This window comes from Desulfurococcus sp. (assembly GCA_026626905.1).
Taxonomy (GTDB): Archaea; Thermoproteota; Thermoprotei_A; order Sulfolobales; family Desulfurococcaceae; genus Desulfurococcus.
In genome coordinates, this window is sequence record JAPNUX010000003.1 from 76,857 (window position 1) to 92,359 (window position 15,503).

At 48.0% G+C, this 15,503-nt stretch carries 19 protein-coding genes; 10 read left to right on the forward strand and 9 right to left on the reverse strand.

Features of this window, described 5'->3' with window-relative positions:
• Nucleotides 1-4: 4 nt before the first annotated feature.
• The 4 genes from OWQ48_02450 to OWQ48_02465 form a co-directional block, all read right to left on the reverse strand.
• Nucleotides 5-556: a cysteine hydrolase gene (locus tag OWQ48_02450; GenBank protein MCY0868077.1), complete on the reverse strand. Its 552-nt coding sequence runs from the start codon at nucleotides 554-556 to the stop codon at nucleotides 5-7.
• Nucleotides 557-575: 19 nt separating this feature from the next.
• Nucleotides 576-1,361: a hypothetical protein gene (locus OWQ48_02455; GenBank protein ID MCY0868078.1), complete on the reverse strand. Its 786-nt coding sequence runs from the start codon at nucleotides 1,359-1,361 to the stop codon at nucleotides 576-578.
• Complete coding sequence (locus OWQ48_02460) at nucleotides 1,328-2,029, reverse strand: hypothetical protein (protein ID MCY0868079.1); 702 nt, start codon at nucleotides 2,027-2,029, stop codon at nucleotides 1,328-1,330. Before OWQ48_02460 ends, OWQ48_02455 begins: the two co-directional genes overlap by 34 nt.
• A gap of 183 nt (nucleotides 2,030-2,212) precedes the next feature.
• Nucleotides 2,213-2,443, reverse strand: a complete 231-nt coding sequence (locus OWQ48_02465; protein ID MCY0868080.1) for a hypothetical protein — start codon at nucleotides 2,441-2,443, stop codon at nucleotides 2,213-2,215.
• A gap of 738 nt (nucleotides 2,444-3,181) precedes the next feature.
• Here OWQ48_02465 and OWQ48_02470 point away from each other — a divergent pair.
• Nucleotides 3,182-4,462, forward strand: a complete 1,281-nt coding sequence (locus tag OWQ48_02470; GenBank protein ID MCY0868081.1) for a Glu/Leu/Phe/Val dehydrogenase — start codon at nucleotides 3,182-3,184, stop codon at nucleotides 4,460-4,462.
• Here the strand turns inward: OWQ48_02470 and OWQ48_02475 are convergent.
• Nucleotides 4,459-4,707 (reverse strand): RNA repair domain-containing protein, encoded by a 249-nt coding sequence (locus OWQ48_02475; GenBank protein MCY0868082.1) that lies wholly within the window; start codon nucleotides 4,705-4,707, stop codon nucleotides 4,459-4,461. The two genes, OWQ48_02470 and OWQ48_02475, sit on opposite strands and share 4 nt — an antisense overlap.
• Before the next feature lie 127 nt (nucleotides 4,708-4,834).
• Here OWQ48_02475 and OWQ48_02480 point away from each other — a divergent pair, with 127 nt between their 5' ends.
• Entirely contained in the window at nucleotides 4,835-5,071 is a 237-nt protein-coding gene (locus OWQ48_02480; protein ID MCY0868083.1) for a hypothetical protein, read from the forward strand.
• On the opposite strand, the gene OWQ48_02485 is transcribed toward OWQ48_02480, so the two are convergent.
• Nucleotides 5,072-6,172 (reverse strand): polyprenyl synthetase family protein, encoded by a 1,101-nt coding sequence (locus OWQ48_02485; protein ID MCY0868084.1) that lies wholly within the window; start codon nucleotides 6,170-6,172, stop codon nucleotides 5,072-5,074.
• A 439-nt stretch (nucleotides 6,173-6,611) separates the two neighbouring features.
• On the opposite strand from OWQ48_02485, the gene OWQ48_02490 reads away from it, so the two are divergent.
• A complete protein-coding gene (locus OWQ48_02490) occupies nucleotides 6,612-7,265 on the forward strand; it encodes an orotidine 5'-phosphate decarboxylase (protein MCY0868085.1) in 654 nt (217 codons plus the stop codon).
• 41 nt (nucleotides 7,266-7,306) lie between these two features.
• Here the strand turns inward: OWQ48_02490 and OWQ48_02495 are convergent, their stop codons facing one another.
• A complete protein-coding gene (locus OWQ48_02495) occupies nucleotides 7,307-8,407 on the reverse strand; it encodes a tryptophan--tRNA ligase (protein ID MCY0868086.1) in 1,101 nt (366 codons plus the stop codon).
• A 224-nt stretch (nucleotides 8,408-8,631) separates the two neighbouring features.
• On the opposite strand from OWQ48_02495, the gene speD reads away from it, so the two are divergent.
• The 6 genes from speD to OWQ48_02525 all read left to right on the forward strand — a co-directional run bounded on the left by speD (nucleotide 8,632) and on the right by OWQ48_02525 (nucleotide 13,463).
• Nucleotides 8,632-9,006, forward strand: a complete 375-nt coding sequence (gene speD / locus OWQ48_02500) for an adenosylmethionine decarboxylase (GenBank protein MCY0868087.1) — start codon at nucleotides 8,632-8,634, stop codon at nucleotides 9,004-9,006.
• Nucleotides 8,999-10,147, forward strand: a complete 1,149-nt coding sequence (locus OWQ48_02505) for an NAD(P)/FAD-dependent oxidoreductase (protein ID MCY0868088.1) — start codon at nucleotides 8,999-9,001, stop codon at nucleotides 10,145-10,147. The genes speD and OWQ48_02505 overlap by 8 nt, the downstream gene beginning before the upstream one ends.
• Nucleotides 10,148-10,234: 87 nt before the next feature.
• Nucleotides 10,235-11,185, forward strand: a complete 951-nt coding sequence (locus OWQ48_02510; GenBank protein MCY0868089.1) for a CBS domain-containing protein — start codon at nucleotides 10,235-10,237, stop codon at nucleotides 11,183-11,185.
• An 88-nt stretch (nucleotides 11,186-11,273) separates the two neighbouring features.
• Nucleotides 11,274-11,795 carry a Mut7-C RNAse domain-containing protein gene (locus OWQ48_02515; protein MCY0868090.1) on the forward strand — a complete coding sequence of 174 codons (522 nt, stop codon included), beginning with the start codon at nucleotides 11,274-11,276 and terminating at the stop codon, nucleotides 11,793-11,795.
• 25 nt (nucleotides 11,796-11,820) lie between these two features.
• Nucleotides 11,821-12,561: a TIGR00296 family protein gene (locus OWQ48_02520; GenBank protein MCY0868091.1), complete on the forward strand. Its 741-nt coding sequence runs from the start codon at nucleotides 11,821-11,823 to the stop codon at nucleotides 12,559-12,561.
• Nucleotides 12,562-12,632: 71 nt separating this feature from the next.
• Entirely contained in the window at nucleotides 12,633-13,463 is an 831-nt protein-coding gene (locus tag OWQ48_02525; GenBank protein MCY0868092.1) for an NAD+ synthase, read from the forward strand.
• Here the strand turns inward: OWQ48_02525 and OWQ48_02530 are convergent.
• Both OWQ48_02530 and OWQ48_02535 read right to left on the reverse strand, forming a co-directional pair.
• Nucleotides 13,450-13,881 carry a hypothetical protein gene (locus OWQ48_02530; protein MCY0868093.1) on the reverse strand — a complete coding sequence of 144 codons (432 nt, stop codon included), beginning with the start codon at nucleotides 13,879-13,881 and terminating at the stop codon, nucleotides 13,450-13,452. The genes OWQ48_02525 and OWQ48_02530 overlap by 14 nt on opposite strands.
• Nucleotides 13,882-13,968: 87 nt before the next feature.
• Nucleotides 13,969-14,508 (reverse strand): ECF transporter S component, encoded by a 540-nt coding sequence (locus tag OWQ48_02535; protein ID MCY0868094.1) that lies wholly within the window; start codon nucleotides 14,506-14,508, stop codon nucleotides 13,969-13,971.
• A gap of 135 nt (nucleotides 14,509-14,643) precedes the next feature.
• Here OWQ48_02535 and OWQ48_02540 point away from each other — a divergent pair, with 135 nt between their 5' ends.
• Entirely contained in the window at nucleotides 14,644-15,489 is an 846-nt protein-coding gene (locus tag OWQ48_02540) for a TatD family hydrolase (GenBank protein ID MCY0868095.1), read from the forward strand.
• Nucleotides 15,490-15,503 lie beyond the last annotated feature (14 nt).

The window sequence follows — 15,503 nt, forward strand, 5'->3', positions numbered from 1 at the left end:
AGTGTTAAACTACTCCACGCTTAATCATGTCGAGTACTTCACTAGACTTCACTATTCTCGCCCCGAGAATAGACTTCATGTAGTTTAAAGCCCATTCATGATCGCTCTCGCTGAAAGCGCTAACTGCATCTTCAACAATAATCAGCTTGTACCTATTGTAGAAGGCATCAATAGCCGTATGCATTACGCATATATGAGTGTGTATTCCGGTCAGGATCACAGTGTCAACGCCGAGGTCTCTCAGCACGTAGTCTAACCCTGTCTCCCTGAAGCCACTATAAGATCTCTTGTAGAGTACTATGTCGCCGGGCTCAGGCTTAAGCTCATCAATGATACTGGACTCCGGGTCCCCCTGCATCGCGTGGCGGCCCCATATGGATAACTCGTAGTCGAATGGAAGGTGGCTGTCAGCCAGGTATACGACTGGGATACCCGTGCTTCTAGCTGCTGATACAAGCTCTCTTATAACTGGCACTATCCTGACAGCGCTAGGGCTCTTAAGACGGCCGTACACGAACTCCTTCAACATGTCGACTACGAGTAACGCGGGCTTCAACACTACCCCCTGTTAAACTTTAAATGACTCTACTGGGATTAAAACACAATAAGTGATGAGCGACTTCGGTTCCGAGCACTCCAGCAATGAAGAGCCGTGTGAGGTCTGAAGCCTCCCTAGGAAACCTGTTAATTCTAAGCAGGGCTTCTACTAGAGCCTTAACTCCTCGTAAACCCCACTCACGTTTAAGTACCCGTTGAGCCGTGATTACAGCAGATGCTGCTACAAGTACCACCCCTATAGTAGCGGATAGTAGTGCGAGCTTAATGTAGGGTTTGCTCTCATCGTGATCTCCCAGCCCGTACCATGCTTCAATATCGACTGGAGTGCTACCTGTGTTTAAGATAAAAGTGGTGTACGGCTCGGTAGAAGTTATAGTTATGAACACCCATTCCCTCGGCTTGACGGCTCTGATCTCATAGCTATTACCCGGCTTTCTAACAACTAGTGTTAAATTAACGTGCCCTGAGGCCGGCGTGGTATTAGTAAGCTTGACTCCAAAGATAGTCCAGTGGCATGAATCATGAATACTAAGTGAGAGGAAGCCGATATTACTGCACGATGAAGGCCCAGCGAAGGCTTCGTAGATTAAGTAGCCTCTCCCTGAGATCGACCGGGGATTCCGCTCTACTACTCTCCACTGGAAAGTATAGCTGTAAGCCTCCCCGGGTTCTAGAGTAGCTGTAACAGGGCCGATCATCGTGGAGATATCTGTGAATTCCTCGGATACCTGGAGGAAGTAAACGCTGGCAGCAAGCAGTAGAATACCAGTTAGAGAGAGTATAAGAGCACGCGTGCTACCCACCCTCGAACTCTATATACTATATATGCTGGTGGAAAGGCTGAAGGAATACATGCCACGAGAATCGGGAAGTAGAGGTCTGAGTCAACTACTCTCCGTGCTTCAAGTATCATTATGAATGGAGGGCCTAGCTTCAACACTATAGCTCCACTAGCTGGGCGAGCTGTTATGTAGCGAGTGCCTTGGACTAGGTCGATAGCATCATCGATAACATGTACGTCTACAATTAAAGTAAGGTTGTTCCAGCCTCTTCTTAGGCTCCCTAGAACCTCAGTGTAATCCCCGGTAAGAGCATTCTTGATGCTTCGAGATCCTTGAATACACTTATCTTCAGTGTAGGCTAGGTCGCCATCCATCGGCCATACTGAAGCCCACAGTGTATCTCCATTCTGAAGGTAGATGATGCTAGAGAGAGGGGATTTAAGCACAGGTCTACCGTTGAGGAGTAGCGTGTAGTTATAGTAGTATCCTACTAGTAGCTTGTAAACTTGCCCCTCTAACACTACTTCGCCTTTAGCCCACTCGCTACCCTCTACTAGTATTCCCGGTCTAATACTGGGGTAAAGCAACGCGTAGCGGACTCTCTCCAATCTAGCAATTTTTTCTCCCACTAATTCTTCCTCCTCGCCCCTGTAGGTTAAAAGATAGGGTTGAGGAGGCTCCTCATTCATATAGACTGTGAAGTTGAATGTAAATCTACCTATATAGAAGACTCTAGCGTGAGCCCTATTGTATTCTACAGCCCAATTTAAGTTCTTTTGAGTAATATTGTATATACGTATTGCCGGATAGTTGAGGATATCAGTTTTAAACCAAGTGTAGTTATCAGGAACCGGCAGCTTTACTTCCAGGCTCTACTCATTCTCTCCAAAGTATACTTTAACACCTCCATAGCTACACGTTAGTCCCTCGCAGTCACCAATTTCACCCTTATACATCATTCTGGCAAGCCACATTGATCCTATAGGATCACCTATAGTAGGCTCGTAAATAGGGTGAAACAGGTAGAGGATAACATAGCATGTAGTCGCGAGTAAAGTGAAGAATACCAGGTAAGAGATAACTAGTATCTTCAGCCTACCCAAGTTTAATTCCTCACCACGATCTAAGTATAGTCGTATATTTATCCTTTAATCCGGTACCTTTAACAGGTCTAGCGACTCGTCGAAGGTATGTTCTGCTACACTACTCTAGAGAGCAGGATACCTCTACTCATCACATAATTTAGTCTTCTGTAGCCGGAAAACACCTCTAGCATATATTGCTGTTCCAGCTTTGTAAGTACCCTGAACTCTCATCAGTGAACTAAATATCCAGGTTTCAGTAGCATTTTTCTGTTGCCTGAGCTCTACCATTAAATGGAGGGTTAAGTAGTAATAGTGGGTGAAGTTTACATTCACCTGCTACATATCCGTATTCTAGGTGTGAATCGGCCTTGGAACCGGTATTTCTACTGATGTCAGCAGTGTTAATGTTGGTAGCTGAATTAAAAGTTTTGAATGAAGTTTACTTTCTTCCATTAGAGTGGCCCTAAATACATGTATACCCAGTAGACTCATATAAAGTTCCTCTTATTCCGCTTCTTGAGAGGTCCTGCTTCACCTTCCTTACCGTTTAGCAATTTCATCTTAGAGTTGCCGGCGTGATAGCACTTGAATAGAAAGTTCGAGATGAGAGTTTATACCTGAGGGTTACGCGGGATATTATGATGCTTTATTCTAATATCATGGGTATCTATAAGATTGTATGATTTATAGTCGTCTTGGTAATCTAGTAAAGTTTTAAAGGCGTCTAGGATAGTATAGGTTAGCTGGAGATGGTATATGAGTGCTCAAGCCTCACTCTACGAGAACGACCCTGTCTACCAGATGGCTGTAAAGCAGCTTCGTGAGTCAGCATCGCTCCTAGGGCTCTCTGACGACATTGTAGAGGCCTTAAGGCACCCTGAGAAGCTGATTCAAGTCAAGGTGACTATTCGAAGAGAGAATGGGAGAATTGAAACGTACCTGGGCTGGAGGAGCCAGCATAATAGTGCTCTAGGACCCTACAAAGGCGGGATAAGGTACGGTGAGGATACTACTCCAGGTGAAGTAGTCGCCTTATCAATGTGGATGACCTGGAAGACCTCGCTTGCTGGAATACCTTACGGTGGAGGTAAAGGCGGTCTTAGAGTAGACCCTAAGAAGCTCACTCCAAGAGAGCTGGAGGAAGCTAGTAGAAAATTCTTTGCTGCGATAGCAAGAGAGGTTGGACCAGACATCGATATACCAGCCCCCGACGTATACACGAACCCGCAGATAATGGCATGGTACTTCGACGAGTACAGTAAGATAGCAGGGTACCCGGCTTGGGGTGTTGTCACAGCTAAACCACCTGAGCTAGGCGGGCTTCAAGCCCGTGTTATATCAACAGGGTATGGTGTAGCTCTTATAGCAAGGGAAGCAGCTAGGAGAATACTAGGCGGGCTTGAAGGTAGAACAGTAGCAGTCCACGGCTTCGGCAACGTGGGTACTTATGCAGCAGAATACCTTGCTAAATGGGGTGCTAGAGTCGTTGCTGTAAGCGATAGCAGTGGATACGTGTACGACCCGAAGGGACTCGATGTAGAGGAGGTTAAGAGAGTTAAGGAGAGCACTGGTAAAGTGACAAGCTACAGTAAGGGTGACGCCAGGGTTTCAGGCAACCACATGGAGCTACTAGAGCTACCAGTAGACATCCTTGTGCCAGCAGCGATACAGGATGTTATAACCAGGGAGAATGCTGGGAGAGTAAAAGCCAAGGTGATCGTGGAGGCTGCTAATGGGCCGACCACCCCGGAGGCAGAGGCAATACTACACGAGAAGGGAGTGGTCATAGTACCAGACATCCTAGCTAACGCTGGAGGTGTTGTAATGAGCTGGATTGAGTGGAGTCACAATAGAATGGGGTGCTGGCTGACTGACGAGGAGGCTTTAGCAAGACTCGATAAAATGATGTCCCTGAACTTTGATAGAGTCTACAGTGACTGGATGAAGAGGTTCTCTACTCACCCCATGAGGACGGCGGCATACGCTATTGCTGTTGACCGTGTTGTTAAAGCAATGAAGCTGAGAGGTTGGATCTAGCTTCTCCTCCTGTATATAACTCTATCGTTTTTATCCCTGATTTCCTCTACCCTGTGGACTGGGATGACCTCGCTACGCGTGTAGATTAAGCCTCCTCTGAAATCCTCGATGACGCCGCCGGGTATAGGCTTTAAGACCTCGCCCTGCTCAGTGCGGAATCTAATGTAAACCACGTACTCGTCTCTCCGGCCGCCGAACACTACTCGTTTAAGCCACTCTTCAATCTCCCCTCTCTTACGCTTCACTACTAGGCACCTTTACAGTATTCTGGATCCTCAACCATACTTATTAGATTACAAGTCCACACTATTTTCACGGATATAGTAGCGTCGTGGATAGCTGTATTCCATTGGGTTTAATTGAGGTGGTAGCGTGAACAAGAAGAAGGCTACTGGGATCGCATTGATAACTGGGTCTATTCTAATAGCAGTCGTCTACACCTACCTCTTGTTCTTCTCTAATGTAAAAGAGCTTGTATTAAAGCTCACAGTATACGCTTTCGTAATACTTCTTCTAGCATCACTCTTCGCGCTGGGATTCACACTATTGAAATCCAAGCTCATCCAGCCTGATGAAGATGGAGATCAGTTGGAGTGTAGTAGTAGGTAGCTATTTCTCCCTGTAAGCTAGCTTCGCGAGCAGCCACTTTAAGGCGCCAGCTGCCTCCCCGCATATCTCTCTCGAGTCTTCTAGTGCTGCTAGAGCTTCACCTACATACCTCTCGATGAGCTTCTCGCTGTAATCTAGGCTTCCTGTTTCACGTACAACTCTCTGCACGTATACTACATCTTCTAACGATACCTCTCCTGGCTCATCGTATATCCTGCTTAGCTCCCTCTTAACCTCCCCGCCTCCCAGCTCGTATGCTTTAACGACGAGCAGCGTCTTCTTCCTGCCTTTAACATCGCTTCCAACAGGCTTACCTGTCACCCCGGGGTCCCCGTAGAGTCCTATTACATCGTCTCTAAGCTGGAATGCTATGCCAGCTGGGTTAGCGTATGATGAGAGTTCCTCTAGGAGTCTCCTGCTGTGCGTGCCGGATGCAATAGCACCTAGGTGTAAGGGTAGCTCAACCGTGTAGGATGCTGTTTTAAGCGAGTGGACTAAGAGCACGTCTCCCTCTGATACCTCGCTTAAAGGCTTGTAGGATAAGAGGACGTCGAGGAACTGGCCGTAGGCGACTCTCCTCAATCCGGCTGCATAGGCTTCAAGTAGCTCGGCTGCCACGCCTCTACTGGCGCCAGCCTTAACTATATGCTCAACAGCTGCTGCTTCAAGGTAGTCTCCTACAGTTATAGCCTGGGATACACCGTAGTGGGGGCAATCCCTCCTTAGTTCTCTTGCACACTTATCCCTGAACCATGCATGCACGGTTGGACCGCCACGCCTCAACTCATCTCTATCCATGACGTCATCGTGTGTTAGAAGATAGCTTTGAAGCAACTCAATGCCTGTCATCAAGCTCAGCGCGGAGCTTACATCACCTCCACCCCACTGCTTACTCCAGTATCCTATTAGAGCTAGAAAGGCCCGCAGCCTCTTCCCTCCTCTTAAAGTATAATCTGACGCTACTTCAACTATATCCAGTGTTAGCGGAGACGCTCCTGAAGCCTCAGCCCTCAGCCTCGAGAAAGCAGCCTTCAAGCCATCTTCAACAAGCTTCAAGCTATACTCAAGCAGCCCACTATACGTCCACGAATCCAACCCCACTCCCTCTTCTACCAGCCCTCCTAGTGACAGCTTTAACTCTTTAAATTACATTAAATCCAACCCATCCCTTAAAGATGCAGAAAGCATTATCCTGGATTAAACAAGAGAAACCTCTTACAGCCTCTCTTCTCCAACCACTCCTAGACTTCAACACTCGTTGAAGATGGGTTTATAAGTTTTTCGGCTAGCATTCTACGAGAGGTTTTCTACGGGCCCGTGGAATGCTAACAAAACTCTCATTGAGGAAAAGTTTAAAACTATTCAAGCATATAGAACACTAGTGGAAAAACCCAGGTGGGAACCAGTTCAAAACAAGCAAAACTAAGAGCACGTGAACGACTCGCCGTCGCCTTTTAACCCACGTTAAAAACAAGCAAAACTAAGAGTGTTACGTTAAGATTATTAGCTTGGGAGTGAATATGTGGTTTTCGTGGAAGCCATGGGTGGGATACTTCAGGTTGCACTTGACCTCACGGAGCTCGTGAAGGCTGCTGATATAGCTACTAGGGTGGCTTCCCACACGTTGTGTAGGAGTGTGTGGATTGAGGTGGGGACTCCGCTCTTGAAGGCGTGGGGTAAGATAGCTGTTAAAGCCTTGAAGAATCTTACTAACTGCTTTATTGTTGTTGACACGAAGACTATGGATGTACCCAGTATTGAGGGGGGTGTGCTCCTGGATGCTGGTGGTGACGCGTTCACAGTTCTAGCTGTAGCGGACAACGAGGTTGTAAGGGAAGCGGTTGAAACCGCTAGGTCTAGGGGTAAGATGGTGATAGCAGACTTAATAGGTCACCCGAGGCCTGTTGAGAGGGCTGTAGAGCTTGATGGAATGGGTGTGGATGTAATCCTCTACCATGTCGGGATAAGTGTGCAGAAGGCTAGGGGGTTGACAGCCCTGGATATGGAGAGGGAAGTGGAGGAGTTGCGGAGGAGGGTTTCAGCGAGGATTGCTGTTGCAGGAGGGTTGAAGCCGGGGGCTGTGAGAAGCCTGGTTTTGAAGGGTGCAGACATAGTTGTCGTCGGCAGCGCTATAACTAGGGCTGAGGATCCATTGAGAGTAGTTGACGAGATACTCGAGGAGATAAAGGTGTAGCTGCCTTCACACCACCCTCTTTAAGCACGGCTTGAGCAGGTTTAGAAGGAGGGTTTCCTCAAGAGTTTACCCGTGGATTCAAGCGTGTACTTAAGTTTCTTTTGATGCTGGCTTAACAGGCTTTTAAGCTTCTCGGCAGCCCTCCTCTTGCATTGACCGCATAGTATCCGGCCGCTCACGCAGTCATCGTATATTTCTTTAAGCTCTTTTTCATCGTCTACTAAGTGGTACATGTAGAGCTCGAAGATACTGCACTTCCATGGCTCTCCACCTAGTCTCCTCTGTTCTTCAGCTGTCGCTCTTCCACCGGTTAAAGCATTCATGAGCTTCTTTTCAGCTGTCTCTGGATCCTCGTCTAAGTGTATAGCGTACTCTGGTCTACTCTTACTCATCTTGTTTCCATCTAGTCCTCTGAGAAGCTTATGGTATATTGAGCTAGGCCTCTCTAACCCTAACTCCTGGCTGAATCTATCCGCTATATCCCGTGTAAGCCTTAAGTGCGGGTCCTGGTCTGCTCCGACAGGGACGAGGACGTGCTTGAAGCCTCCGTACCTGTCTAGCTGTAAGTGTAGTATGTCGGCTGCCTGTGTTAGAGAGGCAATGATCTTACCGGGGGTTAACTCACCGTAGATTGCCTCCATTTCAGCCATTGAGATCTTTCTCGAGAATAATTGTATAAGCCTATAATATTCTACATCCATAGAAGTCTGATAGTAGAATTCTGTTTTCTCGGTGTCCAGCCCCCATGCTACAGCGTGGGCTACGAATTCAACCCCCCTCTTGATAACCTCGCTTCTCTCCTCGCGTCTAACAATGTATGCTTCAGCATCAGCTATGACGATCTTCACGTGGGCTCCTAGCTCCTGGAGGAACTTTAACTCCTCGTAGACCATTGCTGTACCCAGGTGGGGTCTACCGCTAGGCATGAAGCCTGTGAGCACAGCTACCCTGCCTCCGCTTCTCAACGCGTTAAGCCATTTATCGAAGTCGCGGTGCCCGAATACTATACGCCTCTCAAAGTACTTGTGGCGTCTCGGCATTAAGCCTAGTACTTCATCAATAGAGTGGATTCCGAACTCCTCGAGTAGCTTCAGGTAGTCGTCTATACTATAATGGCCCCATGGATCTAGTTTCACAGCCATATTCAACCACCTTTCACGCGGGCTCGGCCCCGGAGACTCTTCGTCACCAGTCAACCTGGACTAGGATACATCATCGCCATCTCATAGAGGATAGCTTGAAGGCAGTAAAAATATTTCGGTTCACCCGGGGTGATCATGCTCACGCTAGTGAATCTACTATAGGGGGTAAAGTTTATAAGGATTGGAGGGGTTGAATCACTATTAGAGGGGGAGGGGGGATTAAAATGGAGGTGCTTACCACCAAGAAGGTTATAGGCAGGCACGTCTACGGCGAGCTCTACGGCTGCGACTCTAGAATACTAGCTGACGAGGAAAGATTAACCGAGATAGTACGAGAGGCAGCCGAGGTCGGAGGGTTCACTCTACTCGATATTAAAGCCTGGAAGATAAACCCCGGGGTAAGTGTTATCGGGATAGTGCTTGAAAGCCATATAAGCATTCACACATGGCCTGAATACAGTTTTGCAACAGTAGACGTCTACACGTGTGGCCCTAGAGGCGAGCCTCTTGAAGCATTCATGCATATTGTGAGGGCTTTAAAAGCTGAGAGGTATACACTAAGAGTCACTAGCAGGGATTTCGAGGATACTAATGCCTAAAGCTGATGTATGTATTGTGGGGGCTGGGCCAGCCGGGCTATCAGTAGCTGGTTTTATAGGCCTCCAGGATACAGTGGTATTCGAGGAGCACGCTAGACCCGGGATACCTCTTCACTGCAGCAGCTTAATTGGTGTTGAGACTGCTAGACTTGTGAGAAGCCTTGTAGGCAGTGTATTCGACGCCTCCTACAAGAGGGTGTACTTTAACGTCTTCAACAGGTTCTTCGAGGTCTCCTACAAGGAGAGCTTCATATTCCATGTAGCCAGGCCGGAACTAGAGGAGAGGCTTGCAGAGCTTGTAGAAAGGAGGGGTCATAGAATACTCTATAAAGCCCAGGCTAAACCGGGGGGTGTAAACTCGATACTAGCAGGGGGTGGTGAATACAAGTGCAGCATGATAGTTGTAGCTGAGGGAGCTGTGGGAAGGTTTAAGCGCAGTCTATTAAACTCTAACCCTAGATTTATAACTGGAATACAATCCAGGGTTAGGGTGGAGAATATAGATACAGATTCAGTATATGTCTCCTATGGTGATTTAACTCCTGGGTTTTTCTCCTGGATTATACCACTAGATAAGGATACGGCTTTAATTGGAGGGGGATTCAATAGGGTTGAACCAGGCTTACTCGACAAGACTATTAAGCATGCAGCTAGAGTATTCGGCGTGAAAATCGGGGGCCGTGTGGAAACATTCGGGGGTGTAATCCCGAGGAGTAAGCCTCTCTCTAACCCCGTGTACGCTGGTAGAATAGTATTCCATGGTGACAGCGTGCCTTTAGTTAAACCCTATACTGGAGGAGGCTTACACTATATTTTCAAGTTGTCTAAGCCTCTCGCTGAATCCATTGATAGAGGGGATATAGGAGGGTACGTGAAGGCTTACCGTGGGGCTGCTGTAAAGCTTGTATTAGAGTACTCTCTCTCAGAGCTTGCTAGGCGTCTAGCCACTGGGATACCAGTTTTCTTTGCAGCAGGTTTAAGCAGGCTCGGGTTATTCAACCCGTTAGACTATGATGAACACTACATGCTTGCATTAAAATCCACTGTGCTAGCATTAACAGGTATTCTCCCGTTAACTCTCGTGTTTAATCCAGGCTTGAATCCCGTGGAAGTAGTTCATGCAGCTAGAACACCTGGTTGAATCATCTAGTGTAAAACTGCCTGCAGCATGGTGGAGCTTACTCAAAATTAATTAGGCTTGACATTGGATATTAATAGTGGTGTTTGAATGCACGTCTCTAGGCCCCGAAAACACCGTCCTTACAGGCATGTAGACTCGTATAGGTGGCTTAGAAGTGATGGAACCCCTAACTTTAATGATAGTATTCATAGAGCTGAGAGAGAGCTTCAGCTTCTAGCTAGAAGAAACCCTAGGATGGTTTCTCCTTCAACAGTAGTAATGAGGGCTCTCGAGGAGATGGCTTCCCACGGGAGGGGGCTTATAGTATCATCCAGCGATAGAAGGCTTGAAGGACTTCTAACTCTAGGCGACGTGATAAGCTATCTTGGTGGTGGAGAATACTACAGGATTATTGAGAGCAGGCATGGATACAGCCTCTACTCGGCTCTCGAGAAAGAGGTTGTTGAGACCATAATGGTGAGGAACCCAGTATACCTCTACGTTGATAATACTCTCACAGAAGTACTTGAATCCATGATTACTCATGGAATAGGCATTATCCCCATCTTAAACAAGGATGGCACAGTCTACGGTATTCTAACAGAGCACGACCTCGTCAAATACCTCTACGGTGTAACCTCCACAGGCTTAAAGACCGGGGAAGTCATGTCGAAGCCTGTTGTCACAGCTAGCGCTGACGACACGTTGAAGGCTACTCTCGAGAAAATGGTGGCCTACGGGTTTAGAAGGCTGCCAGTAGTACACGAGGATAGAGTAGCAGGTATAGTGACAGCTGTCGACGTAGTGAGATACTTTGGAAGTCATCAGGCTTTAAGGGATTCTACTAGCGGTGATATAAGAGAGATTCACTCTAAGAGAATAAGGGATTTAATGAGGAGTGATCTCGTAGCAGTTAAACCCGATGATGATCTAGCTGAAGCTGTAAGAGAAATGCTGGATAAAAACGTGAGCTCTGTACTAGTGGTGGATGAGGACGGGGTTCTCCAGGGGATAGTCACTGAGAGAGATGTACTCTACGCTCTAGTTATCGCTCGCTAGCCCTCGTACCCGGCTTGAAGAAGGATTTTCAGGCTTACTTCTCTTCTTAATAAGGGACTGTAACCCTAGCGATACTGGGTTTAATGGTATGAGCGAGGAGCCGAAATTCATAGCTGACACAATGCTGGGTTCTCTAGCCAGGTGGCTGAGGATACTAGGCTATGATACAGTCTACGAGAATAGCATGGAGGACTGGATGATACTGAGGAGAGCAGAGCTTGAAGGAAGAATAATACTGACAAGGGATAGAGGGCTGCATAGAAGAGCTGTTAAAAGAGGATTAAAGAGTATTCTACTGGGGGATGAGGATCTCGCAGTCAAGCTGGCGAAGATAGCTAGTTTAACTGGTATAAGACTCTACGTGGACTACGATAAGACAAGATGCCCTGAAGATAATACTCTTCTTAAAAAAATCACTAAGAAGGAGGCTAGCGGTAGAGTCCCTCCTAGAGTCTACGCTCTACACGAGGACTTCTGGATCTGCCCGCGCTGCGGTAAAGTATACTGGGTGGGAAGCCACTGGAGGATGATTGAAGCCGTGTTAAGCGAGGCGAGAGACAAGCTAGGCTTATACCAGAAGCAGTTAAAGAAGGGGGCTGAAACACTCTAGATAATGTAAGCGGGGCTTGAGATGCATGAGGGATCCTAGGAGAAGCAGTGCTTTAGATTCAAGTAAGCCTCCTGCAAGCCCGGTTCACCCTTCAGAGCTCACCTTTGATGAAGGTGTTCTACTTGTTAGACTAGCGAGGGAGGCTATAGAAGCCTACGTATCGAGAGGTACGCGTGTAGACTACTCTAAGCACGGTATCCCCGTGAAGCTGGAGAGGCCTGGAATGACCTTTACAACCATAGAGAAGCTGGATGCATCAGGGAGGACAGCGCTACGCGGGTGTATAGGGTTCCTCGCCCCAGTGTACAGTCTAGTAGAGTCTACAATTGAGTCTGCAATTGAAGCAGCAGTAGGCGACCCACGCTTCAACCCAGTGGAGGCATGGGAGCTGGATGATATTATAGTGGAGGTTACAGTGCTCTCCCAGCCGGTGCTAGTAGAAGTTGAAGATAGATGGAGGCTTCCCTCACTCATAGCTATCGGGAGGCATGGATTAATCGCGGAGAAAGGATGGTTTAAGGGTACTCTCCTCCCTGCTGTGCCAGTAGAATACTGCTGGGATGAAGAGACTTTTCTAGCTGAAACATGCATTAAAGCCGGGTTGAAGCCTGACTGCTGGCTGGATGAATCAACTAGAATATACGTGTATGAGGGCAGGGTTTTCAGGGAGAAAACTCCACGCGGCGAGGTATACGAGAGAGATATGAATGCAGAGTATAGAACCACCTGCTCTGGAAGCAGAGATCGTTTAAAACACCATGCTTGATAAAGTACCAGGGTTTACAGGCGGCTCCAGGATAACACGGCCACGGTACCCGGGATGCATGGTGGAGTAGCTTGGCTCGGATAACAGTAAGGGATCTCCTTTCTCTACCATGGGATACTGTTATAGATGTAGTAGCGGGCTTCATTAAGAGCTACGCGGATGAACATGGGGCTGGAAGACTGATTGTAGGGTTGAGTGGAGGAGTAGATTCAGCTGTAGTATTAAAGACTGTGGTTGAAGCAGCTGGTGCAGCACGGGCTCTCGCTCTAATACTACCTGACACAAGGGTGACACCAGCCGGCGACGTCGAGGATGCTGTAAGACTTGCAGAAGACCTCGGTGTGGAGTACATTGTCATACCAATTGATAGAGTAGTTGACTCCTACAGCGTGATACCAGGGTTTACTCTAAGCGATAAGCTACCAGTAGGGAATCTTAGAGCTAGGATTAGAATGACTATACTCTACTACTATGCTAACAAGCTGAATGGCCTGGTTGTCGGTGCAGGCGATAGAAGCGAGCTCCTCCTCGGCTACTTCACGAAGCATGGTGATGGCGGCGTGGATATACAGCCGCTGGCATGCCTCTACAAGACTCAGGTGAGAGAGCTTGCTAGACGCATCGGGATCCCTGATGCTATCACGAGTAAGCCCAGTTCACCTAGGCTTTGGGAGGGCCAGCTAGCTGAAGAAGAGTTAGGGTTGAGCTATGAGGCAGTAGACCTAGTATTCTACTCGCTTATAGATAGAGGGCTCAGCCTAGAGGAGGCTGTAGAGGCGACAGGACTACCCTTAACAGTCTTCCAGAGGGTACTAGATCTCCACAGGAGGAGCCGGCATAAGAGGAGTATTCCCCCGATGCCGCGCCTCCCCTGGCTCCCTGAGCCTATTAGAGAGATTTAATCTTGATCACCGTGGTAAAGGCCTTCCTGGAGACTTCTAGTGAGGGGTTTTCTAGAGCTGCTGTAAGGTTTAAGGGGTGTAGAGTCAGGTTTACTACTACTCTAGCGTTATCAAGCTCTAGGAGGGCTTCACTAGACTTCAGTCTTCTGCCTCCTGCTAGCACTAGCAGGGAGCCTGGTGTCTCATGGATTGATATAGACTTTACTAGACTGCCTGGATTAAACCCGCCCTCTACGAAAACCCATTCATCCTCAATGAATACTCCTACCTCCCCACTAGCGTCGAGGAAGCCTTCAACTTTCTCCCTGGAGAGGAGTAGTCTACCGGTGAAAACTCCTTTGAAAACCATTTGGGTGGCAGAGTAAGCTTTCCCTTCAACCTCAATGATGTTGTTCTTCAGCTTAATGCGGGCTACCACTGTTTACACCTGAGGATCCAGTTAAACCCTTATGAGGAACTCCAGCTTTAAAAACTATTAGTGGAGCCCGGGGTATCCGGGGCTCTTCTACTCAGATCTCCCTGAGACAACTCTAGCAATAGTATAGGCTAGCATCCCGTAGATGGCACCGCTTAATGCTATAGCGGAGACCACTATGACGGCTTCACGAGCCGGGTATATATCGCCGAAGAGGAGTGCGTCCAGGGTGAACGCTGGTATAGCTGGCAGAGCCCCAGCGATTGCAGCTTGCAGTAGACTATACTTCCTGTAGAAGAATAACGTGTAGGATGCTTCACTGAAGACTCCCTGCGCTACACCGTAGATAGCGTTAGTTAACCCGCCTGGCGTCGGTATAATGGATTCTAGGAGAGCTGGCAGGAATTCTCCTAGCAGCGCGCTTCCAGGCTTACGTATTAGTGAGGCTGCAAGTGGAGCCGGCATAAACCATAACCCGTAGGTTACAAGCCTTGCAACTACAGGACCGCCTACAGCTTTTACAGCATAGTATACATCCCACCACACGTAGAAGAGCACACTGAACACAGCTGCTGTAACACCTAGCACAAGTATATCGATTAACGTGTATCTCGGGCGGCTTTGACTCATAATCCAGCACCCTTAACTACTTCATGTATAACAGGGTTATATAAAATCTGAATAACTCGGTTATCGTTGACTTGAGCAAGCTTAAACTAGGAGGTTGCATTAAAATCCCAGAGAAAAAGCTATTGGTGTAAGCTCATGTTGTTTAGTGATGCACACCTCCATACAAACCCTGTGAGAGGCTTAGGCGCTGGCAGGATAGCGGAGAGATTCCGCAGGGAGGGCGGGTGGTTTGTAGCACTTGTCGCTCTACCACCATACCACTACGGGGTGAGCGAGCCGAGCGTGGAATCCTACATAAAGGTTCTTGAAGTCCTCAACAGGGAGGCAGAGGCGTTCAGAGAGCACGGGTTGAAGGTGGCTAGATTAATGGGGTTTCATCCAGCTGAAGTAGACGAGTACTATAGGCGCGGGCTCGACGGGAGGAGGATCTACGAGCTGGCTGCAGGAGTCTTAAAGCTGATTAGAGATGCACTGGGGAGAGGCTTACTAGACGGTGTAGGCGAGGTGGGCAGGCAGCACTACAGTACTAGTGTTGAGAGAATAGTGCTGTCAGAGGTGATCATGATGGAGGCTTTAGAGGCTGCTAGAGACTACGATGCAGTCATCCACCTACACCTCGAGCAGGCTGGATGGATTACAGCATTCTCTATTAGCAGGCTGGCTAAAGCACTCAAGAGTAGTAGTGGGAGGATAGTGCTGCATCATGCAGGCATGGATACAGTTCTCTCAGCTGAAGAATATGGTTTAAGCTACACTATACCAGTGAAGAACTTCAGCGAGAAGCTCGCCTCGAAGAAGCCGCTTAATGCTACAGTAGAATCAGACTTCATCGATGACCCAGCTAGGCCTGGCGTGGCAGCATACCCCTGGGAGATCCCGAAGGTTATCAGAAGGCACTTGGAGAACGGTGTCTTCGACGAGGAGTACGCGTACAGGATTATGGTTGACAACATAGCAAGACTCTACGATGTAGCACCGTGACAGCTATCAGCTGG

Excerpts from the sequence above, each read along its gene's own strand:
- OWQ48_02540 (MCY0868095.1), top strand. The coding sequence starts at position 14,644 with ATGTTGTTTAGTGATGCACACCTCCATACAAACCCTGTGAGAGGCTTA.
- OWQ48_02535 (MCY0868094.1), bottom strand. The coding sequence starts at position 14,508 with ATGAGTCAAAGCCGCCCGAGATACACGTTAATCGATATACTTGTGCTA.
- OWQ48_02515 (MCY0868090.1), top strand. The coding sequence starts at position 11,274 with ATGAGCGAGGAGCCGAAATTCATAGCTGACACAATGCTGGGTTCTCTA.
- OWQ48_02495 (MCY0868086.1), bottom strand. The coding sequence starts at position 8,407 with ATGGCTGTGAAACTAGATCCATGGGGCCATTATAGTATAGACGACTAC.
- speD (MCY0868087.1), top strand. The coding sequence starts at position 8,632 with ATGGAGGTGCTTACCACCAAGAAGGTTATAGGCAGGCACGTCTACGGC.
- OWQ48_02460 (MCY0868079.1), bottom strand. The coding sequence starts at position 2,029 with ATGAATGAGGAGCCTCCTCAACCCTATCTTTTAACCTACAGGGGCGAG.
- OWQ48_02490 (MCY0868085.1), top strand. The coding sequence starts at position 6,612 with ATGGGTGGGATACTTCAGGTTGCACTTGACCTCACGGAGCTCGTGAAG.
- OWQ48_02520 (MCY0868091.1), top strand. The coding sequence starts at position 11,821 with ATGAGGGATCCTAGGAGAAGCAGTGCTTTAGATTCAAGTAAGCCTCCT.
- OWQ48_02510 (MCY0868089.1), top strand. The coding sequence starts at position 10,235 with ATGCACGTCTCTAGGCCCCGAAAACACCGTCCTTACAGGCATGTAGAC.
- OWQ48_02470 (MCY0868081.1), top strand. The coding sequence starts at position 3,182 with ATGAGTGCTCAAGCCTCACTCTACGAGAACGACCCTGTCTACCAGATG.
- OWQ48_02505 (MCY0868088.1), top strand. The coding sequence starts at position 8,999 with ATGCCTAAAGCTGATGTATGTATTGTGGGGGCTGGGCCAGCCGGGCTA.